Source organism: Kribbella sp. NPDC051137 (assembly GCF_040682535.1).
GTDB lineage: Bacteria > Actinomycetota > Actinomycetes > Propionibacteriales > Kribbellaceae > Kribbella > Kribbella karoonensis.
The window spans coordinates 202,786-227,342 of the sequence record NZ_JBFBBI010000002.1 but is presented as its reverse complement, the minus strand read 5'-3'; the positions used below and the strand labels follow the sequence as shown (position 1 = coordinate 227,342).

The window sequence follows — 24,557 nt, the reverse complement described above, 5'->3', positions numbered from 1 at the left end:
AGGTATGACGGTGCAGGTACGGCGGATCTACGACGAGGCCGAGGCAAGCGACGGCGTACGGGTGCTGGTGGACCGCCTGTGGCCCCGTGGCGTCAGCAAGGCACGCGCCAAGCTGGACGAGTGGTGCAAGGACGTAGCGCCGTCCAACGAACTGCGCGAGTGGTACGGGCACGATCCCGAGCGGTACGACGAGTTCGCACGGCGGTACGAGGCCGAACTGAAGGCCCCGGAGCGAGCTGCGGCGTATGCCCAACTGAAGGAGCTCTCAAAGGGCACTCTGACGCTGCTGACGGCCACCAAGGAAGTGGAGATCAGCCAAGCCGCCGTGCTGGCCGGGTTACTCGACTAACTTCGCTGTGCGCACGGACAAACCGGGACGTGAGGGCGGGACCGCAGGGATAGGTTGCCGGTAACGTCGGCGCGTCCCCGGGAGGTCCCGTGGCCGAACAGGTGTGGTTCGTACTCGCGATGGCCGCGGTCGTGGTGCTCGCCCGCGGCGCCGGCTCCCGGTTCCGCGTACCGCCGTCGATCCTGCTGACGCTGATCGGCCTGGTGTACGCCGTACTGCCCGGGCCGAAACTCACGCTGGACCCGCACGTGGTGCTGCTGCTGGTGCTGCCTCCGCTGCTCTACAGTACGGCGCGGCGGTCGAGTCTCCCGGCGATCCGGGCGAACCTGCGCCCGATCGTCAGCCTCTCGGTGCTGCTCGTCCTCCTGACGGCGTTCGTGGTCGGCGCGCTCGTCAGCCTCGTCGTACCAGGCATGCCGCTGGCGGTCGGGCTGGTCCTCGGTGCGGCGGTCGCGCCGCCGGACCCGGTCGCGGCACTGTCGATCGGCCGTCGGGCGGGGTTGCCGCCGCGGTTGATCGTGCTGATCGAGGGCGAGGGTCTGCTGAACGACGCGACGGCGCTCACTACGTATCAACTGGCGCTGGCGGCCGCGGTCGGCACCGGGTTCTCGTGGGCAGCCGCGTCCGGACGGTTCGTGCTGGCGATCGCCGGCGGGCTCGCGGTCGGCGGGCTGGTCGCGTGGACGATCCGGAGAGCGCGGCCGTGGTTGCGCGACCCGTTGATCGCCAACGCGGTGTCGCTTGCCGCGCCGTTCGTCGCGTACCTGCTCGCCGAGGAGATCCACTCCTCCGGCGTCCTGGCAGTTGTGATCGCGGGCCTGATGATCGGGTACGACGCCGGCCGCGACGAGACGGGCGCGTCCCGGCTACAGACGGTGGCGGTGTGGGAGCTGGTCGAGTTCCTGCTGGAGGGGTTCATCTTCCTGCTGATCGGCCAGCAGCTGCCAGGCATGCTCAACAATCAGGTCATAGCAGCCGCTGCAGTAACGGTCGGAGCGGTATTACTGGTCCGACCGTTGTGGCTGGTGCTCACGCAGCTCGTACCGGTCGGTCTGCACGCACGACTCGGCATCACGCCGTCCGAACCACTGCACTCGCGTGAGGTCGTCGCCATGAGCTGGGCGGGGAGCCGCGGTGTCATCACCCTGGCCGCGCTCGTCGCCGTACCCCTGCATGCATTCCCGCAGCGTGACCTGCTGGTCTTCTGTGGGTACGTCGTCGTCCTGGTGACGCTGGTGGGCCAAGGCCTGACGTTTGCCCCACTGCTCCGGTGGCTGAAGCTAGGCGTCAACGCCACGGAGGTGGAGCAGCTGAACAACGAGGCCCGCCTGGCCAGTGTCGAGGCAGGCCTGGACACGGTGGACCGGCTCCTGGAAGCGAAGCGCATCGGCACCGAGCTGGCCGCCGTACTGCGAGCCAACCTGGCCGCCCGGGCCGACCGGTACGAGGCCCGCAGCGCTGCACTGCTCCAGTCGGGCGACGGCGACATCACTTGGCCGCAGGACTACCGTGCCGCGGTCGAGGCGCGTCGGGCGATCGTCAACGCCCAGCGCGCCGAGCTTGTCCGGTGGCGTGACGCAGGCCGGCTACCGGACGCCAGCCTGCGCAAGCTCCGCCGCGAACTGGACCACGAGGAACGGACCCTGCTGGATCTCTAGGGACGCAGTACGACGCTTGACTCTGCCGTGAGGGCCAGGAACGTCAGGGACTCCTGCAGGTAGAGCTGGACGCTGTCGGTGTCGTGGGACAGGTAGCCGATGGACAGGTCCTGCCCGAGGTGCAACTCGTAGTCGCCGCCTCGCGTGGAGACCAGCAGCGCGCCCTCGAGCGCGGGAGCCCAGATGATCTCGCCGTCCCCGATCAGCCGGGACAGGTGATCCCGGATCGGGTAACCGTGGTCGGTCGTCTCTGCGACAGCCGTATAGGCGTCGGCGGACAGCAGCAGGCTGTACGGGCCGGCCACACCGGCCAACCGCAGCGCACGCAACGCCTGCGCCACGGTGTCCGGGAGATCCTTCGCCTCACCGGGCAGCGCCAGTACGTCGTTCGAGGTGCTCGGGGCGAGTCCGACGATCCCGGCGGCGTCGGAGCCGTGGAAGACCAGGTGGTCCTCGGCGTACGCGATCTGCTTCGCGGCGTCCTTGACCGGCTGCCAGTCCGAGTCCTTGGCGCCGCGTTCCACGTCGTCCACGGCCTGGCGGGTCACGGTGAACGGGACGCGCAACTCGATGATCGGCTGCGACAGTCTACGGAGTGCTTGAACCCCGGAACCGGGCGCTTCGACCAGTTCGGTGTGGCCGGTGCCGACCGAGGACAGCCCGGGACCGGCGGGGCCGACCAGGTCGACCACGCGGCGCCCGGCGATGTCCCGGGTGAAGGTCCGGCGGGCCTCCTCCTCGATCTCACCCCAGGCGGCGTCCGAGACCGGGGCCAGCTCGCGGTGCAGGTTGTTCGTCATCTGGAACTCCTTTTCAGGCTGCCGATGCCCAGCGAACCGTCGGTGCCGGCGGACGTGGGATTGTCGAGGAAGTCCGCGGTCGGGACGAAGAACAGGCTGCCGGTGACCGCGGTCGAGAAGTCCAGGATCCGGTCGTGGTTCCCGGGCGGTTCACCGACGAACATCCGGTGCAGCATCCGCTCGATCACCGCCGGCGTCCCGGCGTACCCGATGAAGTACGTGCCGAACTCGCCCGAGCCCGGCGACCCGAACGCCATGTTCTCCCGGACGATCTGGCGTTCGGTGCCGTCCCGGTCGACGATCGTGGTCACCGCGACGTGCGAGTTCACGGGCTGGTCGGTCAGCTCGATGTCGCTGAGCTTCGAGCGGCCGACCACCCGCTCCTGCTCGGCGACCGGCAACGCCTGCCAGGCGTCGAGGTCGTGCAGGTACTTCTGGACGACCACGTAGCTGCCCCCGGCGTACGCCGGATCCGCGTCGCCGATGGCGAGCGCCGCTGCGGCCTTGTCACCGGCCGGGTTCTCGGTACCGTCGACGAAGCCGAGCAGGTCACGCTCGTCGAAGTACTTGAACCCCTGGACCTCGTCCAGCACCCGTACATGCCCCGCGAGTCGCCGCATCAGCTGGCGCTCCAGCTCGAAGCACAGGTCCAGGCGCCGGCCGCGGAGGTGGAAGAGCAGGTCGCCGTGCGTCGCCGGAGCCGTGTGCCGCGCGCCGGACAACCCGCGAAAAGGGTGCAGGTCCCGCGGTGCCCGGGTCCGGTAGAGCCGGGGCCACAGCGACGCGCCGATGCCGACGACGCAGCTCAGCTGGTCACCGGGGGCGCGGAAACCGACCGCACGGGTGAGGCCGGCGACATCCGCCAGCAGGTCCCGCACGGCCGCCTCGGATCCGGGACGTACGTCGGCGACCAGGAAGATCGCCGCCTTCGCGGGCTCCCGCAGTACGTCCTGAATCATTGGTTCAGGACCACCACTTGCCGCTGTGCGACAGCGCGTCGGAGGTACGGCCGGTGGTGTCAAGGCCGTCCAGGGCGGCCATCGCCTCGTCGTCGAGCTCGAAGTCGAAGATGCCCGCGTTCTCGACGATCCGGTCCTGGTGGATGGACTTCGGGATCACCGACAGGCCCTTCTGGATCGCCCACCGGATCAGCACCTGCGCCGGAGTGTGACCGGTGGCCGCGGCGAGCCGGGCGACGACCGGGTCGTCCAGGTGCCGGCCGGTGCCGAGCGGGCTGTACGCCTGGACGACGACGTTCGCCGCCTCACACGCGTCGACGAGCCCCGCGCGGTACTCGAACGGGCTGAACTGGACCTGGTTCGCGACCGGCTGGATGCGGGCCACCTTGCCCAGCTCGGCCAGCTCGGCGGCGCTGAAGTTCGAGATGCCGATGCCCTTGGTGAGGCCGGCGTCGACCGCGGCCTCCATCGCCGGCCACGCCCACGTCGGCCCGCCCTGTGGCCAGTGGATCAGGTACAGGTCGAGGTAGTCGGTGCCGAGCCGCTCCAGGCTCTTCTCCGCCTCGACCCGCGCGTCCTTCCCGCCCGGGTAGAACTTGGTGGTCAGGAAGATCTCCTCGCGCGGTACGCCGCTCTCCCGGATCGCCTTCCCGACGCTGGCCTCGTTGCGGTACGCCTGCGCGGTGTCGATCAGCCGGTAGCCGGCCTCCAGCGCCCACCGCACGGCACGCTCGCACTCGAGCCCGTCGTTCACCTGCCAGACCCCGAGCCCGAACACCGGGAGCTCGGTTCCGTTGGACAGCCTGCGTGTGCTGGTCAAGGTCATGTACTCCTTCTACCAGCCGGATCAGCGATCCGGCCACATCGACGCGAGACTGTGCAGGGTCGCCGCGACCTGGACCGGCGCGGTCGCGGTCAGTACCAGCCCGCTGCCGGCCGGCAGGTAGCAGCGCGAGATCGACACCTCACCGTCGTTCGCGAACACCTCGACGGAGGTCCGGTCGATCAGCACGCGGACGGTCCGCAGCCTGCCCGAGACCTCCTGGGACGCCACGGTGGTGCCGGTCAGCTCCGTCGTCGTACCGGAGACGTCCACGGTCAGGGTCGCCCCGGACGGGATCTCGACGTCGAGGTGCAGGTCAGCCTCGACCGGCCCGTCGGCAAGAACCCGGTCGGCGCCCGGCTTCACGATGCCGGACCAGTGCGTGCTGCCGGCGTACAACGTGGTCAGCTCGCGGACCGGGGTCCGGAACAGGCGCGGCTTCCCGTCGACCGTGCGCAGGGTCAGCTCGCACGGGATCGTGACCTGCTGGTTGAACGGCATCCCGGGATAGCGGCCGTCCCGCATCCACGCGGCCTGGATCCGGCGGCCGTCGCCGGTCTCGGTGTTGTTCCAGGTCTGGGTGGCGTAGAAGTTCGGTCCGGCGTCCGACAGCAACTGCCCGGACTCCTCGGTGTACGCCGTACCGTCGAACGTGCCGACGGAGTACTTCCCGTCACCGCGCACCAGCACCCACTTCGGGTCTCCGTCGTCGAGCGGGAGCTCGAAGAAGTCCGGGCACTCGAAGCTGTCCGGTACGACGTTGCCCGTGCGGGTCCAGTGCAGCAGGTCAGGCGACGTGAGCAGGTGGTACTGCTGGTCGCCGTACAGCAGCATCACCCAGTGGTCGTCGTACCGGAACACCTTCGGGTCGCGCTCGGGCATCCTCATGATCGGGTTGCCCTCGTAGTGCTGCCAGGTGCGGCCCTTGTCGAGGCTGAACGACAGGCACTGGCTCAGGTTGTCGTTGCGCGACCAGAACGCGACCATTGCCGGTCTGTCCGGGTCCGGCGACAGGCCGGAGGTGTTCCCGTAGTCGATCACCACCGAGCCGGACTGCACCCCGGTGTTGAGCGCTTCCTCCCAGAACGCGGGCGGTAGCTCGGTCCAGTGCACGAGGTCGTCGCTGACCGCGTGGATCCAGCACCTGTTCCACCGTTGGGCGAACAGGTGGTACTCACCCTCGTAGTACACGAGCCCGTTGAGGTCGTTGAGCCAGCCTTCCTGGCGTTTCCCGGGCTCCAGGATTTCCGGTCCGAACTGCCGTGCGGTGAAGTGCTGCCGCGGTCGCCACGTCTCGCCGTACAACGGCTGGTCGGTCACAGCCGTCAATGCTAGAGCTTGTTGGCCTGCCTGATCACGTCGACCACGTCGGCCATCATCCCGGTCAGGTCGTAGTCCTTCGGTGTGTAGATCGCGGCGACGCCGGCCTTGCGGAGCGCGGCGGCGTCGGCCTCGGGCACGATCCCGCCCACGACGACCGGGACGTCCTCGAGACCGGCCTCGTGGAGACCCTCGACGACCTGCGGTACGAGTTCCATGTGCGAGCCGGACAGGATCGACAGGCCGACGCAGTGCACGTCCTCGGCGACCGCGGCGGCGACGATCTGCTCCGGCGTCAGGCGGATGCCCTGGTAGATCACCTCGAACCCGACGTCCCGGGCGCGGACCGCGACCTGCTCGGCGCCGTTCGAGTGCCCGTCGAGGCCGGGCTTGCCGACCAGGAGGCGCAGCCGGCCGCCGAGGTCGGCCGACGTCGCCGCGACCTTCTCCCGGACCGCGGCGATCTCCGCACCGCCCCCGGACACCCCGACCGACCCGGAGACCCCGGTCGGCGCGCGGTACTCGCCGTACATCTCCCGCAGGACGCCGGCCCACTCGCCGGTCGTCACGCCGGCGCGCGCGCACTCGAGCGTGACCGGCATCAGGTTGTCCGTCGACTTCGCCGCCGCACGCAGCTTGGTCAGCGCGGCCTCGACGGCTGACGTGTCGCGGTCGGCGCGCCATGTCCGCAGCGACTCCAGCGCCGCGGACTCGGCGGCCGGATCGACGGTCTGGATCGCGGTGTCCAGGTCGGCGGTCAGCGGCGACGGCTCGGTGTTCTCGAACTTGTTCACGCCGACGACGACCTGCTCACCGGACTCGATCCGCTGCCGGCGTTCGGCGTGCGACGCGACCAGCGCCTGCTTCAGGTAGCCGCTCTCGACCGCGGCGACCGCGCCACCCATCGCCTGCACCCGGTCGATCTCCTCCTGCGCACCGGCGACCAGCTCGTCGACCTTCGCCTCGATCACGTGCGAGCCGTCGAAGATGTCGTCGTACTCGAGCAGGTCGGACTCGTACGCCAGTACTTGCTGCATCCGCAACGACCACTGCTGGTCCCACGGGCGCGGCAGCCCGAGCGCCTCGTTCCAGGCCGGCAACTGCACGGCCCGGGCGCGGGCGTTCTTGGACAGCGTCACGCCGAGCATCTCGAGGACGATCCGCTGCACGTTGTTCTCCGGCTGCGCCTCGGTCAGGCCGAGCGAGTTCACCTGTACGCCGTACCGCAGCCGCCGGGCCTTCGGGTCGGTGACGCCGTACCGGTTCAGCGTCAGCTCGTCCCACAGCCGGACGAACGCGCGCATCTTGCACGTCTCCTCGACGAACCGCACACCCGCGTTCACGAAGAACGAGATCCGCTGTACGACGTCCCCGAACCGCTCCGGTGGCACCTGCCCGCCGTCGCGGACCCGGTCCAGCACGGCGATCGCGGTCGACAGCGCGAACGCCAGCTCCTGGACGGGCGTGGCGCCGGCCTCCTGCAGGTGGTAGCTGCAGATGTTGATCGGGTTCCACTTCGGCATGTTCGCGACCGTGTAGGCGATCACGTCGGTGGTCAGCCGCAGCGAGGCGTCCGGCGGGAAGGCGTACGTGCCGCGGGACAGGTACTCCTTGACGATGTCGTTCTGCGTCGTACCGGTCAGCTCGTCCGGCAGCGCACCCTGTTCCTGTGCGGCGACCTGGTACAGCGCGAGCAGCCACATCGCGGTCGCGTTGATCGTCATCGACGTGTTCATCTGCGCCAGCGGGATCTGGTCGAACAACGCCCGGACGTCACCGAGGTGCGCGACCGGTACGCCGACCTTCCCGACCTCGCCCTTCGCCAGCGCGTGGTCCGCGTCGTACCCGGTCTGCGTCGGCAGGTCGAAGGCCACCGACAGCCCGGTCTGCCCCTTCGCGAGGTTCCGCCGGAACAGCGCGTTGGACTCGGCCGCGGAGGAGTGGCCCGCGTACGTCCGCATCACCCAGGGTCGATCCATGTACCCGAGAGTAGGACTGTGTTCCCTTGTGAGTCGCCCCCTCGTGACTGGCGTCACGAGGGGGCTACATCACAGTCAGGCGCTCATCGGTAAAGGAGTGCGTTCCACGTTCAGGACCCGGTGCAGGCGGGTGACGGCGAGGATTCTGATCACCGACGGCATCGGGTGCCAGAGGACCAGTTGGCGGCCGAGGATCTGGGTACGGCGGTGGGTGGCGACCAGCAGGCCGAGGCCGGTCGCGTCGACCGCATCGACCTCCTCGAGGTCGACGATCACGTCGCCGGTGGAGGTGTCGATCAGATGGTTGAGGGTTTGACGGACGTCACCTACGGATCGGACGTCCAGGATTCCGGTCAGATGCACCACGTTGTCAGGCTCGAGCATGTGCGTGCCCTCCGCTCTTCCGGCGGCCCCCGAGTTCCATCGGCCGCGTGACAGCGCTTGTGTTCGTAAAGACTCCCCGAAGACACAGAAGGTTGCCAACCCCTCACGATCTTTTGATTCGCGAGACAATGTGATGGTGTTCGCCGAGGATTACTTCCTGTTCCCGGTGGTGGCCGTCGCCCTGGCCGGCGTGATGGTGCTGCTGTGCCGCTGGGCGTTCTCGAAGGCGAAAGGCGGGTCGCTGGTCCGGCGGGTCGACCAGACGCCCGCGGACCCGGACACGTTCGGCCTGCTCACCGCCATCCGCACGGTCCCGTCGTACAACGAGGCCCGGATCCTGGTCGCCCGCCTGAAGACCTTCGGCATCAAGGCGACCGCGGCCCGCACCACCGACGGCTGGACCGTCTACGTCTGGCCCCACGACGAACCCGCCGCCCGCGGCCTCCTCGACGCCTCCTGATCATCCGATAACCGGACGGCACGCGCCGGTCCGGCTAGGGTCGGGGGTATGGGGACTTTGCTTGAGCTGGACCTGACCCGCGGTGTGCTCGAGACGCCGCCTGCTTCGCCGGTGACCGCGTTTCGGATGCGGCATCTGCCGACGCTGCGTGAGTTGGTTGCGGCGTTGCGGAAGGGTGCCCGCGACGACGGGGTCGTCGGGGTGATCGCGCACCTCGGCGGCCACCGGCTGTCGCTCGCGCAGGTGCAGGAGCTGCGCGAGGCGGTGGCCGACTTCCGTACGTCGGGGAAGCCGGCCGTCGCGTGGACCGAGTCGTTCGGCGAGTCCGGCCAGGGCACCGTCCCGTACTACCTGGCCACGGCGTTCGACGAGATCTGGCTGCAGCCGTCCGGCGACCTGGCGATCACCGGTGTCTCGGTGCGGGCGGTCTTCATCCGCAGCGCCCTGGACAAGGCGGGTGTGATCCCCCAGTTCGGCAAGCGGCGCGAGTACAAGACGGCCGCGGACACGTTCACCGAGCGCGAGATGACCGGCCCGGCCCGGGAGATGGCGTCGCGGCTGGCTGAGTCGGCGTACGAGCAGATCGTCGAGGGCATCGCCGTACGGCGCAGGCTGGACACGACACGGGTGCGGGAGCTCGTCGACAGCGCGCCCCTGCATGGACAGGCCGGCCTGGACGCCGGGCTGGTCGATCGACTCGGCTACCGGTCGGACGTGTACGACGAGCTCGAGAAGCAACTGCAGTACGACGACAGGCTGCTGGCGGAGAGGTACATCCGCCGTGGCCCGCGGACGCTGGACGAAGTACGCAAGACCCTCCCCTGGCCGCAGAAGCCATTGGTGGCGGTAGTACGCGTAACGGGAGGCATCTCCGTCGGCCGCAACTCCAACAGCCCCATGGGCGGCCCTGGTTCCGGCTCAGACACCATAGGCGCCGCACTGCGCGCCGTTGCGGCCAACGAACACGTGAAGGCAGTAGTGCTGCGCGTCGACAGCCCAGGCGGCTCGTACGTCGCCTCTGACGCCATCCGCAACGAGGTACTGAGGCTGCGCTCCACCGGACGCCCTGTGATCGCGTCGATGGGCAGTGTCGCCGCATCCGGCGGGTACTTCGTGGCGATGCCGGCTGACGTCATCGTGGCGCAGCCGGGCACCATCACCGGGTCTATCGGCGTACTGACCGGCAAGGGCGTCGTACGGGACGCCCTAGGCCGTATCGGGATCTCACAGCAGGCCGTGTCCGAAGGCGCGAACGCCCAGATGTACTCGGCGCAGGAAGAGTTCACCGATGAACAGTGGGCGCGGCTGGAGGAAACACTCGACCGCATCTACAAGGACTTCGTCGGAAAGGCTGCCCAGGACCGGGGGCTCCCGGAGGAGCGGCTGGAGTCGCTGGCCCGCGGTCGGGTCTGGACCGGTGCGGACGCCCACAGCCACAAGCTCGTCGACGAACTGGGCGGTTTCCAGCACGCCCTGACGCTGGCGTGCAACCGGGCCGGTCTGGACCGCGACGAGATCGCCGTGACCGCCGTACCGCACCGCAACCTGCTGAGTCAGCTGAAGGCGCCCACGACGACCGATGATCTGGCTGTCACGGCAGCACCGCTGACACTCGATGGTCTGACCACCGGCCTCTACAGCGCGCTGGGCCTCCCGCCGGCGGGCGTACTGCGGATGCCGTTCAACTGGGAGATCGGCTAGGGCGTGTCTGACAATTCCGCGCCGTAGCGAGGAGGTGCTCGGTGCGGTAGCTCGGCGCGCGGGGGCGAAGGTCTCGATGCGGAGCATCGTGGCCTTTGCCCCCGCGCGGCGAGATGCCGTGCCGAGTGCCCCGCAGTAGGCGGGGAATTGTCAGACACGCCCTGAGCCACGGACGAGGCTGTCGCCGAGGTCCGAGCGGTGGTAGAGGACCGAGCGTCCGTGCCGGGCGGACGCGAGCAGACCGGCCGCGCGGAGTGCCCGTAGGTGCTGGTTGACCGCGGTCGGTGTGACCCCCAGACGCCGCGCGAGATCGGTCGACGACGCGGGCGTCTCGAGCAGTCCCATCAACCCCGCACGCCCCCGGCCGATGAGCCCGGCGAGGGCATCCGCCGACGGGCTGGTCTCGGTCTCCCAGAGCGTCGCCAGCCCACGCGCCGGGTACATGATCTGCGGCGGCTCCGCTGCCGAGATCGGCGCCGTCGCGCGCCGGCTGAACAGCGACGGGGCGAGCGTCAGCCCGCGTCCGGCGGTCGAGGTGCGGTAGGCCAGGTTGGCACGCAGCCGCACCGAGACAACCGCACCGTCGAGGCGGACGTGCGGGTCGAGGTCGGCGAACATCGCCGCGAGCCCGGCCTGCGCCATCACCCGGCCGCGGTGCACCACATCGGCCTCGAGGACGCTCCGCATCCGCGGCCAGTACGGCGCGAAGCAGGCTTCCCAGTAAGCGCGCAACGCCGCCAGCACCCGGTCGAGCACTTTCTCCGGCCGGCCACGCAGTACGGGCGGCAGCTCGGCCGGGTGCACGGCTACCAAGTCGGCGCGGACGACGGCGGCAGGAGTGCCGGTGAGCGCCGCGAACTCGGCGTCGATCCTGCCGAGCGGGGTGTACGGGCGCGGAGTGAGGAAGTCCGGGGACCACAAGGCCTCGTTCGTCAGGGCTCGCAGCAGGTCCAGCGGAAGCTCGGCCCGGGCGGCCTCGGTGGCTCGTAGCCACGGCAGCTGCAGCGGGAACCGGCCCGGATCCCGCAGGGTCCGCAGCGACAGCACCAGCTCGTTCAGCGGCGAGATCGCGAAGCGAACCTCGCCGAGGTCGTTCTCGGCAAGCTCGTACTCGATCATGAAGCAATACGCTACATCAGTAGTGCCGCCCGCACGCCGGATGCGACAACTGCCAGGTGCCCGAACTGCTTCGTGATCCCGTCGAACGTGCGCTCGCCGCCGCCATCGCCGCGCTCTCGCTGTCCCGGGGGATGTTCTTCGCGGTCAGCGCGCTGTACTTCACCCGCGGAGTCGGCCTGTCCCCCGCCGCCGTCGGCATCGGCCTGACGGCGGCAGGTGCGGTCGGCGTGCTGGCGTCGTACGCCGGCGGCCGCCTGAGCGACCGGTACGGCGCCGACCGGCTGCAACAGTGGGCTCTCGCGGCGAACGGTCTCGCACTGCTGGGCTATGCCTTGGCTCGCGACATGGTCAGCTTCGTCCTGGTTGCCGCCTGCGTCTCGGCCTCCCGCGGCCTGCAAAGCACCGCCCAGATGACGTTGCTCGCCCGGTGGTACGTCGGTCCCGAACGGGTCACAGTCCGCGCCCGGCTGCGCGTGGTGATGAACGTCGGCATCGGCGTCGGCACCCTGCTCGCGGGACTGGCCCTGGTCGCCGACACGGCAACGGCGTACCGGCTGACCGTCGTACTCGTCGGCACCATCACGCTGCTCGCCACCGTCCCGCTCGTGGGTCTGCGCCGGCGAGTGCCGGAACTGGCTGGCCGGATGGACGCTTCCGCCGGCACCGAGGCACGTCGCGGACCATCGCCGCTCCGGGATCGGACGTACGTCGTCACGACGATCCTCAACGCCCTACTGGCGATCCATTTCGCGCTGACGACGGTAGGGATCCCGCTGTGGGTCGCCGACCACACGAACGCGCCGACCGTCGTCGTGTCGGCGCTCCTCGTCGTCAACACCGGATACGTCGCGCTCTTCCAGGTCCGCGCGTCCCGAGGTACCCAGGACCTTCGCACCGCCGGACGTTCCGTACACCGAGCCGGCCTGCTGCTGTTCCTGGCCTGCCTACTGCTCGCCCTTGCCGGACATCTCGGCGCCGCCGCGGCTACCGCCGTACTGTTGCTCGCCGCGCTCGCTTCCTCGGCCGCCGAGACGCGGGGCGAGGCCGGGAGCTGGGGGATGGCGTTCGAGCTGGCCGATCCCGCGCGGGCCGGTGCGTACCAGGGACTCAGCCAGACCGGCGTCGCGCTGTCGCTGATGCTCGGCCCGGCGGTGGTCACGACGACCGCCGTCGACCACGGGACGCCGGGCTGGATCCTGCTCGGTGCCCTGTTCACCGCCGCCGGCGTAGCGAGCGCGGCGGTCGTGAACCGCGCCGCCGCCCGCCGCGGACAGTCGTCCGAGGCGGTCACCGCAAGTTAGTCGCGTTCGCCGCCGGGCACCCAGAGGACGTCGCCGCCGGAGGAGAGGTTGGCGACGCGGCCGAGGATGAAGAGCAGGTCGGACAGGCGGTTCAGGTAGGTGATCGCGAGCAGGTTGACCGACGGCCCGTGCGCCTCAACAGCGACCCAGCCGGCCCGCTCGGCACGACGTACGACCGTACGGGCGACGTTCAGGTACGCCGCGCCCTCGGTGCCGCCGGGCAGGATGAACGAGCGGAGCTTGGTCAAACGATTGTTGTACTCGTCGCACCACCCTTCGAGGCGGTCGACGTACTCCTGGGTGATCCGCAACGGCGGGTACTCCGGATCCGGCGTGATCGGGTTGCACAGGTCCGCGCCGACGTCGAACAGGTCGTTCTGGATCCGGGTCAGCAGCACCACGATCGCGCTGTTCAGGTGACCGGCGGCGATCGCCACCCCGATCGCCGAGTTCGCCTCGTCGACCTCGCCGTACGCCGCCAGCCGCGGATCGGTCTTCGAGGTCGTGGAGTTGTCGCCGAGGCGGGTCTCGCCGGCGTCACCGGTACGGGTGTAGATCCGCGTCAAGTTCACAGCCATGCCAGGACTCTACGCAAACCCCTGGACTCTCAAACGCTACAGTCGACCGGTGGAACGGTTTCGGATCGCGGGTGAGGCACGGCTCGACGGCGCTGTCGAGGTGGCCGGAGCGAAGAACAGTGTGCTCAAGCTGATGGCGGCGGCGTTGCTCGCCGAAGGTACGACGACGCTGCGGCAGGTGCCGGGCATCCTGGACGTCACGTTCATGGCCCAGCTGCTGGACACGCTCGGCTGCTCGGTGAAGGTGGACGCGGACGCCGGGATCGCGACGATCGCGGTGCCGGGCACCGTCGGGCACCAGTGCGACTACGAGCTGGTCCGCAAGCTGCGGGCCTCGATCTCGGTGCTCGGACCGCTGCTGGGCCGCTGCGGGCAGGCGGAGGTGGCGCTGCCGGGCGGCGACAACATCGGCTCCCGCGGGCTGAACATGCACGTCGCCGGGCTGGAGTCGATGGGCGCGAAGGTGCACATCGAGCACGGGTTCGTGATCGCCGAGGCGCCGCAGGGGCTGCACGGCGCCGAGGTGTGGCTGGACTTCCCGAGCGTCGGGGCGACCGAGACGATCATGATGGCGGCGGTGCTCGCGAAGGGCACCACGATCATCGAGAACGCCGCCCGCGAGCCGGAGATCCAGGACATCGCCGCGATGCTGGTCGAGATGGGCGCGCAGATCGACGGCGCCGGCTCACCGCGGATCGAGATCACCGGCGTCGACGGCCTGCTGAACCCGGTCGACCACGTGGTGGTCCCGGACCGGATCGTGTCCGGCAGCTGGGCGTTCGCGGCCGCGATCACCAAGGGCGACGTGACCGTGACCAACGGCCATGCGGAGCACCTCGAACTGCCGCTCGACAAGCTGCACAGGGCGGGCGCCGAGATCACCGTGCTGAACCCGGGCTTCCGGGTCCGGATGCACGACCGTCCGAAGCCGGTGGACGTGGTCACGCTGCCGTATCCCGGGTTCGCGACCGACCTGCAGGCGTTCGTGATCGCGCTGAACGCCCTGAGTGACGGTGCCGCGATGGTGACCGAGAACCTGTTCGAGGGCCGGTTCACGTTCGCGCAGGAGCTCACCCGGCTGGGCGCGCAGATCCAGACCGACGGGCACCACGCGGTGGTCCGCGGCGTGCCGCGGCTGTCCGGTGCGCCGGTGGTCGCCTCCGACATCCGGGCCGGCGCCGCGCTGGTGCTGGCCGGGCTGGCCGCCGAGGGCGAGACACTGGTCTCGGCCGCCCACCACGTGCATCGCGGCTACACCGACTTCGCCGGCAACCTCCGCCGCCTCGGCGCCGACGTCGTCGTCGAACCTGACGATGCGGAGATGTACTGGGGCTGAACCCTCCACTGCCGGCTTGTTTCACCGCTGACGGGTTGCAGCACGCCAGCCGTCACACAACCCGGCCGCGGGTCACGGGTTAGGGTCTTCCGCATGAGTGCGCGTGTGGTGAAGCCGGTCGGGCGGGGTTTTCTGTTCCTGGACTCGCATCCGGCGGGGTGTGCCCGGGTGGTGCGGGACATGGCGGCCGAGGTCGCTGGGCCCACAGGTGGCGAGCCGGCGGAGCGGCGTACGGCGCTGGTGATCGGGTCGAGCTCGGGGTACGGGCTCGCGACCACGATCGCGGGGCTCGCCCGCTACGGGATCGACGGGGTCGGCGTCTGCTTCGAGAAGGCGGCCACCGCCCGTCGTACGGCGACCGCCGGGTGGTACCGGACCGCGGAGACCGCCGCGCTGGCCGCGGAGCTCGGCCGCTCGTGGAGCTTCGTCAACGCGGACGCCTTCGCCGACACCACCAAGGACGAGGTGCTCGACCTGGTCGCGGCGAAGCTCGGCAGGATCGACCACCTGATTTACAGCGTCGCCGCGCCGCGCCGTACCGACCCTCGCACCGGCGAGACGTACCAGTCGGTGCTGAAGGCGATCGGCTCCCCGCACAGCACGAAGAGCCTGGCCTTCGAGGACGGCGAGCCGGTGCTGCAGGAGGCCGTCCCGATCGAGGTCGCGAACGACGACGAGATCGCCCAGACCGTGAAGGTGATGGGCGGCGAGGACTGGACCCGCTGGGTCGCCGCGCTGCAGGAACGCGACCTGCTCAACTCCGGGTTCAACACCGTCGCACTCACCTACATCGGCTCGGAGCTCACCGGCCCGCTCTACCGCCAGGGTTCGATCGGCGCCGCGAAGGCCGACCTCGAGCAGACCGCGCTGAAGCTGGCGGCCGACGGCGTGACCGCGATGACCTCGGTGAACGGCGCCGCCGTGACCCAGGCGTCGTCGGCGATCCCGGGGATCGGACTGTACGTCAGCCTGCTGCACAACGTTCTCGGCGCTGCGGATGTCGCGCCGGACTGGCAGACCCCGATCGAGCAGTCGGCCGCACTCTGGGGCCAGCTCACCGGCGCTGTCCCGCTGGACCTCGACGAGGCCGGCCGCATCCGCCTCGACCGGTGGGAGCTCGCCCACGAGGTGCAGGAAGCCGTCCGTGCCAGCTGGCAGTCCGCGACCAGGGACAATCTCACCAAGCTCGCGGACACCGACTGGTTCTTCGCCGAGGTCCGCCGGCTGTACGGGTTCGACGTACAGGACGTGGACTACGACGCGGAGACCGAGGTCGACGTCGCGTGGCCTACAGGGGTTTGAACGAGACCATCTCCAGGACCAGCTCGGCCGCCTCGTCGGACGCGGCCAGGTCGACGGACGCGGTGATCCGCCAGTCGTGGTTGCCTTCCGGGTCGTCGATGATCTGCTGGACCTCCCAGTAGCCCGGGTGTTCCTCGACCAGGAACAGCGCGGGACCGCGGGCTTCCGGGCCGGTGCCGACGACCTCGTGTTCGGCGTAGTACGCCGTACCGGCCTCGGCCCAGCGGCCCGCGTCCCAGCCGGCTTCGCCGTCGAGTTGACCCAGCTCGGCCCAGCGGTGCAGGGCGAGCAGCTCGACGCGGCGGAACATCGCGTTCCGGACGAGTACCCGGAAGGCCCTGGTATTCAAGGTGATCCGGCGCGGCCCGGCCGGCACGACCTCGACCTGCGTCTCGTCGGCGGGGTTGGTCAGTTCCTCCCACTCGTCGAGCAGGCTGGAGTCGGTCTGCCGGACGACCTCGCCGAGCCACTCGATCAGGTCGGCCAGGTCCTCGTCGACCTTGTCCGGCGGGACGGTCTGCCGCAACGCCTTGTACGCGTCGCTCAGATACCGCAGTACGACGCCCTCCGAGCGCGCCAGCCCGTAGTACCCGATGAACTCGCCGAACGTCATCGCCCGCTCGAACATGTCCCGGACGACGGCCTTCGGTGACAGCCCGGTGTCCGCGATCCACGGATGCGTCTGCCGGTACATCTCGAACGTTGCCTCGAGCAACTCCTGGAGCGGCTTCGGCCAGCTGACGTCCTCGAGCAGCTCCATCCGTTCGTCGTACTCGATGCCCTGGGCCTTCATCGCGTTCACGGCCTCGCCCTTGGCGTGGTGCTCCTGCGCCCAGAGCACCGCGCGCGGGTCCTCCAGCGTCGCCTCGATGATCGAGACCACGTCGAGCGCGTACGACGGATCCGCCGGGTCGAGCAGGTCGAGGGCGGCCAGCGCGAACGTGGACAGCGGCTGGTTGAGGCTGAAGTCCTTCTGCAGGTCGACGGTCAGCCGGAGGATACGGCCGTTCTCGTCGGGCTCGTCGAGGCGTTCGACGACACCCGCGGTGACCAGCGTGCGGTAGATCTGGATCGCGCGCCGGATCAGCCGGACCTGCGACCGGGAGTCCTCGTGGTTGTCGCGGAGCAGCTGCCGCATGCTCTCGAACGCGTTGCCGTCGCGGGCGATCACGTTCAGCAGCATCGCGTGGCTGACCCGCATCCGGGACTGCAGCACCTCCGGTTCGGCCGCGACCAGCCGGTCGAACGTGTCCTCGCCCCAGGTCACGAACCCTTCCGGCGGCTTCTTCCGCTGCACCTTGCGCTGCTTCTTCGGGTCGTCGCCGGCCTTCGCGAGGGCCTTCACGTTCTCGACGACGTGGTCCGGGGCCTGGACGACGACGGTGCCGGACGTGTCGTACCCGGCCCGCCCGGCGCGGCCCGCGATCTGGTGGAACTCGCGCGCCTTGAGGATCCGCTGGCGGCGTCCGTCGTACTTGCTGAGCGCTGTGAGTACGACGGTCCGGATCGGGACGTTGATGCCGACGCCGAGGGTGTCGGTGCCGCAGATCACCTTGAGCAGACCGGCCTGCGCGAGCTGCTCGACGAGCCGCCGGTACTTCGGGAGCATGCCGGCGTGGTGGACCCCGATGCCGTGCTTCACGAGCCGCTGCAGGGTCCGGCCGAAGCCCTTGCTGAACCGGAAGTTGCCGATCAGCTCATTGAGCTTCTCCTTCTCCTCCTTCGTGGAGACGTTGATGCTCATCAGGGCCTGCGCGCGTTCGAGGGCGGCCGCCTGGGTGAAGTGCACGACGTACACCGGGGCCTGGTGTGTGGTGAGCAGCTCTTCGAGGGTCTCGTGCAGCGCGGTCGTGACGTACTTGTAGATCAGCGGGACCGGGCGTTCGCCGGACGCGACGATCGCGGTCGGGCGGCCGGTGCGCCGGGACAGGTCGATCTTGAAACGCTCGACGTCGCCGAGGGTCGCGGACATCAGGACGAACTGCGCCTTCGGCAGCTCCAGCAGCGGGACCTGCCACGCCCAGCCGCGGTCCGGCTCCGAGTAGAAGTGGAACTCGTCCATCACGACCTGGCCGATGTCCGCCTCGGCGCCTTCGCGGAGCGCGATGTTCGCGAGCACCTCGGCCGTACAGCAGATGATCGGGGCCGACGCGTTGACGGCGGCGTCACCGGTCAGCATGCCGACCTTGTCCGCGCCGAAGATGTCGCACAACGCGAAGAACTTCTCCGAGACCAGGGCCTTGATCGGCGCGGTGTAGAAGGTCCGCTGCCCGTTCGCGAGCGCGGCGAAGTGCGCGCCGGTGGCAACCAGGCTCTTCCCGGACCCGGTCGGCGTCGACAGGATCACGTTCGACCCGGTCATGACCTCGATCAACGCCTCTTCCTGAGCCGGGTACAACGAGATCCCCTGCTCCCCCACCCACCCCTGAAAGGCGTCGAACAGGTCGTCAGGCTCGGTGGTCCCCGGAAGTTTCTCAGTAAGCGTCATCACTACCTATTGTCCCTGAACAGACAATCCACCAACGCCGCCGGGTCCCACGTCCCCGGCCAGTCGCTCACCTGTCCGTCCCCGACCTCCACCACCCGCAGAACCCCGTCCGCTCGCCACACCACATCCACCGTCACGAACGGCAGGTCCAGGGCCAGCTCGGGGAAGCTCGACCCTTCGGGCAGGTCGTTCGGCGTGTCCGGGTGTGGCGTGACGAGCACACACCGCCCGTCGACCCACCAGGTCCGCGCCTCGGCGCCGACGAAGTCCTCGAACCGCCGCAGCACGTACCCGCCGGTGAAGGAGTCCTCCCGCAGCTCGCGGAATCTCCGCGCCACCCGCTCGACGCCTTCCCGATCAGCCAGCTCCGGAATGTAGGCCGCCTCGTCCCAGTAGTGCTTCATCGACTTGACGTAGTCCCGCAGTACTGCGGGACCCGTCCCCAGCCGCTCCGCGGCAGTCACCAGTTGCGGTACGTCGTCCCCGTCGGTCCACGTCGACGCGGGCGTGAGCTCGCGGACCACGTCGTACCAGCCGGGCAACTCGTGCGCGGCGCGGTAGGCGGCGGGCGACGTCCGAAGAAGCACGTCGCGCGCGGCGAGCGCCTGCGCGAACCCGTCGTACTCCGCCGCCGACATCATCCAGCCGCGGTACACCGCGTCCTCCGCCGGCGGTACACCGGCGACCGCCCGCTCCGGATCGCCGATCGCGTCGTGGTCGATCCGGGCGACCGGGATGCCGCGGTCCCGGGCCGCCGTGGCCTGACCGGCGAAGTGCGGGTCGACGCGCCGTGGGTTCAACGGGTCGGACGGTACGAGCAACATGCCGTCGATGGTCGCAGAATCTGCAGCTCGACACGGCGTATATCCCTGGACCCCGCTCCTCGCGCCGGGCGACCCGCGGCAGTGGCCTGATACGTCCTGTCGAGCGGGAGACGCACCGTTCGGCTCGCGGACGCGACCGTTCGGCGACAGAATCTTTGCAAACGATTGCATGCGTAAGTATTCGGAGGTGACTTGATGCGCATGACGATGACATGGCGCCGGATGGGCGCGAGTTTGCTGGTGACAGCGATGGGTGCGGCGGGTCTGGTGAGCGCCGCGACCACGGACGATCCGGGCGATCAGGGCGCGGCCGACGTGCTGGTGACCACGTGGGGCGCGGCCGACGACATCGCCGGCGGGACGCTGACCGACATGACCGTGCGGAACGTGCTGCGGACCAGCGTCGGCGGGAACGATCTGCGGATCCGGATCTCGAACGCGAACGGGGACCAGCCGCTGGTGACCGACTCGGCGTACGTCGGCCGGCAGGCGACCGGAGCGAGCGTGGTGCCCGGGTCGAGCCGGCGGTTGACGTTCGGAGGCAGTACGACGGTGACGATCCCGCCGGGCGCGATGGCGATCAGCGACCCGCTCCCCGGGACGGTGCCCGCGCTGACGAGTCTGACGGTCAGCCTGCACGTGGTCGGGACGACAGGCGTGATCACCGCACACAACCGGGCGATGCAGCACAGCTACAAGTCGACCTCGGGCGACCACGCCGCCGACGAGACGAGTACGGCGTACCAGACCGAATCCGCGGCCTGGTACTTCGTGAACGCCGCGATCGTCGACGCCCCGGAGCAGGTCCAGACCGTGGCCACGCTCGGCGACTCGATCACGTCGTCGGTCGGTACGACGATCGACACAAACCGGCGCTGGCCGGACATCCTGGCCGACCGGTACGCGGAACTGCCGGAACCGCGCCGGCTGGCGATCTCCAACGAGGGCATCTCGGGCAACCGCGTCCTCGGCGGTGTCGCGAAGGCAGGCAGCGCCGGGGCGAGTGCGCTGGCGCGACTCGACAAGGACGTGCTGACCAAGCCCGGCGTACGGACCGTGCTGCTGCTGGAGGGCATCAACGATATCTACGCCGGCGCCACCACCGACCAACTGATCGCGGGCTACCGCCAGCTGATCGCCCGGGTGCACGCGTCCGGGCGGTGCATCGTCGGTGGGACCCTCACGCCGATGGGCAGCTCGTTCGTCTACAGCCCGGAGAAGGAGGCGGTCCGCCAGGCCGTCAACACGTTCATCCGCACCAGCGGCGAGTTCGACGGCGTAGCCGACTTCGACGCGGCCACCCGAGACCCGGCCGACCCGAGCCGCCTGGCCCCGGCGTACGACGGCGGCGACGGCCTCCACCCCAACGACGCCGGAAACGCCGCTATGGGTAATGCTCCCAACCTGGATTCTCTTCGGTGCATGTAACAGCACGCCCGCCCGTCGCCCTGGCGGGCGACGGGCGGGCGGATGGAAGAGGCGCCGAGACGGGTGACCGGGTTGCCGGGTGGTCTGGTGGTGGCTTCCGCTCGTCCTCCGCGCTGCTGCTGCCGGCGCACTACCTGAAGGCTCTCCCCGGTTCAGCTCACTTCTCGCCCCTGATCGCCAGTGCCTGTTCGAGTTCGTTGCGGATGGCGTCGGCGCCGGACTTGCGGTAGTCGGCGACCGCTTTGTCCCAGGAGCTGAGGTCGGCTCGGCCCAGTTGGATGTCCTTGGTGAGCGAGTCCATCCGGGTGTCGAGAATCTTGCCCTTGGTCGACTGGGTGGGTGAGTACAGACCGTACGTCGGTGACGTGATCGCCGTCGGAAGCACCGCCTTGAAGTGTGCGTACGCCGTGTCGACCGCCTCGGGATGCCCGGGGAAGTACGTGGGATACGGACCGTCCGCAAGGTACTGGATCGGGAACTCCCCGAGACAGACCTCGCTCCCGCCGTCCTTCGTCAGCACCGGGTCCGTCCCGTCCAACGTGTAGTGCCGCCCAGGAAGACCGAATTTCCGGAACAGGTACTCCTCGGTCCCGAACGGCGCGGCGAACCAGTTCAGCACCCGCAGCAACGTCTTGATCCGCGCCGGCGACCCCGGCCGGATCGCGGCGATCGAGTTGTTCGGCGACCCGAGCAACACCCGGCCCACCTTCCCGTCCGCGGCCCGCGGTACCGGGATCGAGATGCTGAACGACTGGTCGGTGGCCCGCCGGTAGAAGCTCTGGATCGACGAGTACGTGTCCTGCGTCATCACCGCCGACCCCTGTGTGAACCACACCTTCTGGTTCGCCTTCGCGACCCCGTCCGGGTGGATCACACCGTCCTTCACCATCTGCCGGGTGATCGCCAGCATCTCCTTGTGCTCCGGCAGTTCCCGGCTGTGCACGAGCTTCCCGTCCCGCACCTCCCATCCGTTGGGCAGGCCAAGCATCGCGCTGAGCGCCGCGGTCGGCGGTACCGCGAACCCCCACCGGTTCTTCCGCCCGTCGGTGACCGCCTTCGCCACCTTCTGCAGTTCGTCGGGCGTCGGCGACCCGAGCTCGACGCCGAGCTTGTCGAGTAGGTCCTGCCGGGCGAGCAGCGTGTTCGACGACATGATCCCGCGCTGGATCGGTACGGCGCGGATGCCGCCGGAGAACACGCAGCCGCGCCAGGACGCCTGCGGCGCGTTCGCCAGGAACGGGTACTCGAGGATCGCGTCCCCGGACAGGTACTCGGTCAGGTCCTGGGCCCGCGCCTCCAGGAACTGCGGCAGGTACGCGAACCCGCCGTCCACGTTGAACAGGTCGCCCAACGTGTCACCGGCCACCGACGTGGCGAACTTGTTCGGGTAGTCGGCGGCCGCCGTGATGTTCAGCTCGAGCGGTGCCCCGAGCCGCCGGTTCAGCTCCTGCCAGTACGGGTTCCGGTCCGCGGTCGGCGGAATCGGGTTCGACGTCAACGTCGTACCGGACACGGTGTGCCCGTCGCCGGGTACGCCGCTGGTGACCTTCGCCGGATGCTCCGGGAACCGGTAGAAGCAGTCCGGCATCAGCGGATGGCTGCGCGGCAGGTCCGGCTTCGGCCCGTCGAACCGCTTGTACGTCGGCAGCTCGACCGGTTTGTTCAGCGCCGCGATGTCGGTAGACCGGGTCACCGTGGAGCACCCGGTCAGGGCGCCGGCGGCGGCGATCGATCCGGCCAGGAACGTCCTTCGACGCAGAGTCATCCCTTCACCGCCCCGGTCATCATGCCCTTGGCGAAGTGCCGTTGCAGGAACGGGTACACGATCAGGATCGGCACCAGCGACACCACCAGGATCGCCATCTGGATCGACTCCTGCGGCGGCAACTGGTCGGCCGCCGCGCCGCCGAGGTCCCCGCTGCTCAGCTCGGTGTTGTTGATGACGTACGTACGCAGTACCAGCTGCAGCGGCCATTTCGCGGTGTCGTTGATGTAGAGCATCGCGTTGAAGAACGCGTTCCAGTACCCGACCGCGTAGAACAGCCCGACGACCGCGAGAACGGCCTTGGACAGCGGCAGCACGATCGACCAGAAGATCCGGAAGTCACCGGCCCCGTCGACGCGGGCGGAGTCGAGGACCGAGTCCGGGATGCCCATGAAGAACGAGCGCAGCACGATCACGTTGAAGCCGCTGATCGCGGTCGGCAGGATCAGCGCGAGCAGCGAGTCGAGCAGCCCGAACTCCTTCACCACCAGGTAGTTCGGGATCAGCCCGGGGCTGAACAACAGGCTGAACAGCACGATCATCAGGATCGGCCGCTGCCCGAACGAGCCGCGCCGGCTGAGCGCGTACGCCAGCATCGTCGACCCGGCGAGGCTGACCAGCGTGCCGCCGACCGCGATCAGTACGCTGACCCCGAGGGCCCGTTGGACGACGCCGCCGTTGAAGATCGCCTTGTACGCGTCCCAGTTGAGCCCGTCCGGCCAGAGCACGAAGCCGCCGGAGTTCGTGACGTGCTGCTGGCTGGCGATGCTTGTCGAGATCACCCCGAGGAACGGGATGACGACGACCGCGCAGCAGACCACCAGCACGACGCCCTTGAGCACCCGCGACGACATCGCCGGGCCGTCGTCGATTCCCCTCTGCTCCAGAACACTCATTTCTGATACACCCCCGCCTCACCGAAGATGTGCGCGATCTTGTTGGCGCCGATCACCAGGACGACGGCAACGAGTCCCTTGACCAGCCCGACAGCGGCCGATACGCCCCACTGCCCGGCCAGTACGCCGTTGTTGTAGACGTACGTGTCGAGTACTTCGCTCGCCGGCCGGCCGACCAGGTTCTGCTGCAGGATGATCTGCTCGAACCCGACGGTCAGCGAGTCGCCGAGCCGCAGGATCAGCAGCAGGATGATCAGGCTGCGGATCCCGGGCACGGTGACGTGCCACAGTTGCCGCCAGCGGGACGCGCCGTCGACCCGCGCGGCCTCGTACAGCCCGGGATCGATCTGGGTCAGCGCGGCCAGGAACAGGATCGTCCCCCAGCCGGTGTCCTTCCAGATCACCTGGCTGGTGAGCAGCGCGATGAAGCCGTCCGGGTTGCCGAGGAAGTCGATCGTGCCCATGCCGTGCGAGCGCAGGAAGTTGTTGATCAGGCCGCTGCCGCCGAGGATCTGCTGGAAGATCGCGATCACGATCACCCAGGACAGGAAGTGCGGCAGGTACAGCACCGACTGGACGACGCGCTTGATCCGCTCGGACAGCAGGCTGTTCAGCAGCAGCGCCAGCGCGATCGGCGCCGGGAACACGAAGATCACCTGGACCAGCGTGATCAGCAGTGTGTTCTTGAGGGCGTTCAGGAACTCGGCGTCGCCGTTGAAGATCACCGCGAAGTTGTCCAGCCCGACCCAGGCGCTGCGGCCGAGCGGGACGAACGGCAGGTACTCCTGGAACGCGATCAGGTTCCCGAGCAACGGCAGGTAGTGGAACGCCAGCAGCAGCACGAGCCCGGGCAGTGCCATCAGCAGCAGGACCTTGTCCCGTTTGGCACGCGCCCACCACGACAACGGCTTGGCGGCGGCAGATGTACTGTCCGTGACGATGCCCGGCGGTCCGGAGCCGGTCGGCGGCACAGCTGTGGTCAGTCGGCTGGGGCTTCGGTCTGTTTGAGCCACGCGGCACTCCCAGGGTCGTCTCCCCCCACGGTCGGAGAACGCTTTCCCTACCCCCGTGTCCGACTGTCTCCGGT

At 69.2% G+C, this 24,557-nt stretch carries 21 protein-coding genes; 8 read left to right on the top strand and 13 right to left on the bottom strand.

Annotated features, from left to right (window positions below; all coding sequences use genetic code 11):
* Positions 1-4: 4 nt before the first annotated feature.
* Together AB0M51_RS08445 and AB0M51_RS08440 are read left to right on the top strand one after the other, a co-directional pair.
* A complete protein-coding gene (locus AB0M51_RS08445) occupies positions 5-349 on the top strand; it encodes a DUF488 family protein (protein WP_344188420.1) in 345 nt (114 codons plus the stop codon).
* An 89-nt stretch (positions 350-438) separates the two neighbouring features.
* Complete coding sequence (locus tag AB0M51_RS08440; RefSeq protein ID WP_344188421.1) at positions 439-2,007, top strand: Na+/H+ antiporter; 1,569 nt, start codon at positions 439-441, stop codon at positions 2,005-2,007.
* Here AB0M51_RS08440 and AB0M51_RS08435 read toward each other — a convergent pair.
* From AB0M51_RS08435 to AB0M51_RS08410, 6 genes are read right to left on the bottom strand one after another with little or no spacing between them, the layout of a single operon-like run.
* Entirely contained in the window at positions 2,004-2,807 is an 804-nt protein-coding gene (locus AB0M51_RS08435; protein WP_344188422.1) for a family 1 encapsulin nanocompartment shell protein, read from the bottom strand. The genes AB0M51_RS08440 and AB0M51_RS08435 overlap by 4 nt on opposite strands.
* Positions 2,804-3,766, bottom strand: coding sequence for a Dyp-type peroxidase (locus AB0M51_RS08430; RefSeq protein WP_344188423.1), 963 nt, complete (start codon positions 3,764-3,766; stop codon positions 2,804-2,806). The genes AB0M51_RS08435 and AB0M51_RS08430 overlap by 4 nt, the downstream gene beginning before the upstream one ends.
* A gap of 4 nt (positions 3,767-3,770) precedes the next feature.
* Positions 3,771-4,592, bottom strand: a complete 822-nt coding sequence (locus AB0M51_RS08425; protein WP_344188424.1) for an aldo/keto reductase — start codon at positions 4,590-4,592, stop codon at positions 3,771-3,773.
* A 21-nt stretch (positions 4,593-4,613) separates the two neighbouring features.
* Positions 4,614-5,909: a glycoside hydrolase family 32 protein gene (locus tag AB0M51_RS08420; protein ID WP_344188426.1), complete on the bottom strand. Its 1,296-nt coding sequence runs from the start codon at positions 5,907-5,909 to the stop codon at positions 4,614-4,616.
* 11 nt (positions 5,910-5,920) lie between these two features.
* Positions 5,921-7,945, bottom strand: coding sequence for a protein meaA (locus AB0M51_RS08415; RefSeq protein ID WP_344188427.1), 2,025 nt, complete (start codon positions 7,943-7,945; stop codon positions 5,921-5,923).
* 18 nt (positions 7,946-7,963) lie between these two features.
* The gene (locus AB0M51_RS08410; protein ID WP_344188428.1) at positions 7,964-8,272 is read right to left on the bottom strand and encodes an STAS domain-containing protein; all 309 of its coding nucleotides are present in this window, start codon (positions 8,270-8,272) and stop codon (positions 7,964-7,966) included.
* 133 nt (positions 8,273-8,405) lie between these two features.
* Between AB0M51_RS08410 and AB0M51_RS08405 the strand changes: the two genes are divergently transcribed.
* On the top strand, positions 8,406-8,732 hold the full coding sequence (locus AB0M51_RS08405; RefSeq protein ID WP_344188429.1) for a hypothetical protein: 327 nt from the start codon (positions 8,406-8,408) through the stop codon (positions 8,730-8,732).
* Positions 8,733-8,780: 48 nt separating this feature from the next.
* A complete protein-coding gene (gene sppA, locus AB0M51_RS08400) occupies positions 8,781-10,433 on the top strand; it encodes a signal peptide peptidase SppA (RefSeq protein ID WP_344188430.1) in 1,653 nt (550 codons plus the stop codon).
* A 150-nt stretch (positions 10,434-10,583) separates the two neighbouring features.
* Here sppA and AB0M51_RS08395 read toward each other — a convergent pair whose 3' ends face one another.
* The gene (locus tag AB0M51_RS08395) at positions 10,584-11,552 is read right to left on the bottom strand and encodes a DUF5937 family protein (protein WP_344188431.1); all 969 of its coding nucleotides are present in this window, start codon (positions 11,550-11,552) and stop codon (positions 10,584-10,586) included.
* 56 nt (positions 11,553-11,608) lie between these two features.
* Between AB0M51_RS08395 and AB0M51_RS08390 the strand changes: the two genes are divergently transcribed.
* Positions 11,609-12,853, top strand: a complete 1,245-nt coding sequence (locus tag AB0M51_RS08390) for an MFS transporter (RefSeq protein WP_363748647.1) — start codon at positions 11,609-11,611, stop codon at positions 12,851-12,853.
* Here the strand turns inward: AB0M51_RS08390 and AB0M51_RS08385 are convergent.
* Complete coding sequence (locus AB0M51_RS08385; RefSeq protein ID WP_344188434.1) at positions 12,850-13,431, bottom strand: cob(I)yrinic acid a,c-diamide adenosyltransferase; 582 nt, start codon at positions 13,429-13,431, stop codon at positions 12,850-12,852. The two genes, AB0M51_RS08390 and AB0M51_RS08385, sit on opposite strands and share 4 nt — an antisense overlap.
* Before the next feature lie 49 nt (positions 13,432-13,480).
* On the opposite strand from AB0M51_RS08385, the gene murA reads away from it, so the two are divergent.
* Together murA and fabV are read left to right on the top strand one after the other, a co-directional pair.
* Positions 13,481-14,767, top strand: coding sequence for a UDP-N-acetylglucosamine 1-carboxyvinyltransferase (gene murA, locus AB0M51_RS08380; protein ID WP_344188435.1), 1,287 nt, complete (start codon positions 13,481-13,483; stop codon positions 14,765-14,767).
* 93 nt (positions 14,768-14,860) lie between these two features.
* On the top strand, positions 14,861-16,069 hold the full coding sequence (gene fabV, locus AB0M51_RS08375) for an enoyl-[acyl-carrier-protein] reductase FabV (RefSeq protein ID WP_344188436.1): 1,209 nt from the start codon (positions 14,861-14,863) through the stop codon (positions 16,067-16,069).
* Here the strand turns inward: fabV and AB0M51_RS08370 are convergent.
* Together AB0M51_RS08370 and AB0M51_RS08365 are read right to left on the bottom strand one after the other, a co-directional pair.
* Positions 16,056-18,557: a DUF3516 domain-containing protein gene (locus AB0M51_RS08370; RefSeq protein ID WP_344188437.1), complete on the bottom strand. Its 2,502-nt coding sequence runs from the start codon at positions 18,555-18,557 to the stop codon at positions 16,056-16,058. The genes fabV and AB0M51_RS08370 overlap by 14 nt on opposite strands.
* 2 nt (positions 18,558-18,559) lie before the next feature.
* Positions 18,560-19,381 (bottom strand): ATP-grasp domain-containing protein, encoded by an 822-nt coding sequence (locus AB0M51_RS08365; RefSeq protein ID WP_344188438.1) that lies wholly within the window; start codon positions 19,379-19,381, stop codon positions 18,560-18,562.
* Positions 19,382-19,582: 201 nt separating this feature from the next.
* On the opposite strand from AB0M51_RS08365, the gene AB0M51_RS08360 reads away from it, so the two are divergent.
* Positions 19,583-20,809: an SGNH/GDSL hydrolase family protein gene (locus tag AB0M51_RS08360; RefSeq protein WP_344188439.1), complete on the top strand. Its 1,227-nt coding sequence runs from the start codon at positions 19,583-19,585 to the stop codon at positions 20,807-20,809.
* 157 nt (positions 20,810-20,966) lie between these two features.
* On the opposite strand, the gene AB0M51_RS08355 is transcribed toward AB0M51_RS08360, so the two are convergent.
* The 3 genes from AB0M51_RS08355 to AB0M51_RS08345 are packed head-to-tail and all read right to left on the bottom strand — an operon-like array spanning position 20,967 to position 24,483.
* Positions 20,967-22,574 carry a hypothetical protein gene (locus AB0M51_RS08355; RefSeq protein ID WP_344188440.1) on the bottom strand — a complete coding sequence of 536 codons (1,608 nt, stop codon included), beginning with the start codon at positions 22,572-22,574 and terminating at the stop codon, positions 20,967-20,969.
* Positions 22,571-23,470 (bottom strand): carbohydrate ABC transporter permease, encoded by a 900-nt coding sequence (locus tag AB0M51_RS08350; RefSeq protein WP_344188441.1) that lies wholly within the window; start codon positions 23,468-23,470, stop codon positions 22,571-22,573. The genes AB0M51_RS08355 and AB0M51_RS08350 overlap by 4 nt, the downstream gene beginning before the upstream one ends.
* A complete protein-coding gene (locus AB0M51_RS08345) occupies positions 23,467-24,483 on the bottom strand; it encodes an ABC transporter permease subunit (RefSeq protein ID WP_344188442.1) in 1,017 nt (338 codons plus the stop codon). Before AB0M51_RS08345 ends, AB0M51_RS08350 begins: the two co-directional genes overlap by 4 nt.
* Positions 24,484-24,557 lie beyond the last annotated feature (74 nt).